Annotated in this window: 1 protein-coding gene; it reads left to right on the top strand. The window is 69.7% G+C overall.

What is annotated here, in order from left to right; all coding sequences use genetic code 11:
• Positions 1–271: 271 nt before the first annotated feature.
• The gene (gabT, locus tag AC5RUJ_RS15830; protein ID WP_494128785.1) at positions 272–1,654 is read left to right on the top strand and encodes a 4-aminobutyrate--2-oxoglutarate transaminase; all 1,383 of its coding nucleotides are present in this window, start codon (positions 272–274) and stop codon (positions 1,652–1,654) included.
• The last annotated feature ends 54 nt before the right edge of the window (positions 1,655–1,708 follow it).

The following is a 1,708-nucleotide window of genomic DNA, read 5'->3' as shown; positions in this document are numbered from 1 at the left end:
GTGTGCTATTACTTTCTGGGGGAGTGGTGTGGACTCGGGGGCGGCGGGCGCCGCCGTCGCTGCCTCTGGCCATCTGCACGGCAACATTGCACATTCGCTGTGCGGGCCGCCATAGGCAGCTGCGGGCCGGGAACCGTAATCTCGCTGTAGAGCTCGGCGTCCCGTGGCCCGGCCTGTCCGCCGGTCCCCCGCGAAGCTGCCGCTGCGATGCGAGTGTGCGGATCCTCCGGGCTGTCCGCTGCATTCCCACCCTCAACGTGAAAGGCACATCATGACCACTCAGACGACCCAGCCCCAGTTCCGGCTGGAGCAGAAGCGCGACGTCTCGGCCGGTTTCCCCGGCCCGAAGTCCGCGGAACTGGCCGCCCGCCGCAGCGCCGTGGTTGCCGGCGGCGTCGCCTCCGGCGTTCCGGTCTACGTGGCCGACGCCGACGGCGGCATCATCACCGACGTGGACGGCAACTCGTTCATCGACCTGGGCTCCGGCATCGCCGTGACCAGTGTCGGCGCCTCCGACCCCGCCGTCGTCGCCGCGGTGCAGGAGCAGGTCGCCAAGTTCACCCACACGTGCTTCATGGTCAGCCCCTACGAGGGCTACATCGCCGTCGCCGAAAAACTGGCCGAGCTGACCCCGGGCGACCACGAGAAGCGTTCCGTGCTGTTCAACTCCGGGGCGGAAGCCGTGGAGAACGCCGTGAAGGTGGCCCGCATTGCCACCGGCCGCACCGCCGTCGTCGCCTTTGACCACGCCTACCACGGCCGCACCAACCTGACGATGGGCCTGACCGCCAAGGCGACCCCGTACAAGTCCAGCCCGGCCGGCAGCTTCGGCCCCTTCGCGCCGGAGATCTACCGGGTGCCGATGAGCTACCCGTACCGCGAGGAAGCCGACATCAAGGGCGAGGACGCGGCACGCCGCGCCATCACGATGATCGAGAAGCAGATCGGCGCCGAGAACGTGGCCGCAATCCTGATCGAGCCGATCCAGGGCGAGGGCGGCTTCATTGTCCCGGCCGAAGGCTTCCTCCCCGCGCTGGCCCAGTGGGCCAAGGACAACGGCGTGGTGTTCATCGCGGACGAGGTCCAGTCCGGGTTCGCGCGCACCGGTGCCTGGTTCGCTTCGGAGCACGACGGCGTGGTGCCCGACATCATCACGATGGCCAAGGGCATCGCCGGCGGCATGCCGCTGTCCGCCATTACCGGCCGCGCCGAGCTGATGGACGCCGTGCACCCGGGCGGACTGGGCGGTACCTACGGCGGCAACCCGGTGGCTTGCGCCGCCGCGCTGGCTGCCATCGACACCATGCAGACCCAGGACCTTAACGCCCGGGCCCGCCACATCGAAGAGCAGGTCATGGGCCGGCTGCGGAAGCTGGCCGAGGAAGTCGACATCATCGGCGACCTGCGCGGCCGCGGCGCCATGCTGGCCATGGAGTTCGTCAAGCCGGGCACCGGCGCGACCACCAAGGAGCCGAACGCCGAGGCCACCAAGGAAATCGCGGCCGCCTGCCTGCAGGAAGGCGTCATCATCCTCACCTGCGGCACCTACGGCAACGTGGTGCGCCTGCTCCCGCCGCTGGTCATCGGCGACGAGCTGCTGGCCGACGCCCTGGACGTGCTGGAGGCAGCCATCCGCAAGGCGGCGGCGGCCTAGTACGGGCAGCGTCCGAACGGGCGGCTGCCGGATCCCTCGCCAGCGAGGGTTTCC

This window comes from Arthrobacter sp. Y3223164 (assembly GCF_059091005.1).
The sequence above is the reverse complement of the archived record's forward strand: the minus strand, read 5'-3'. Positions and strand labels throughout refer to the sequence as shown.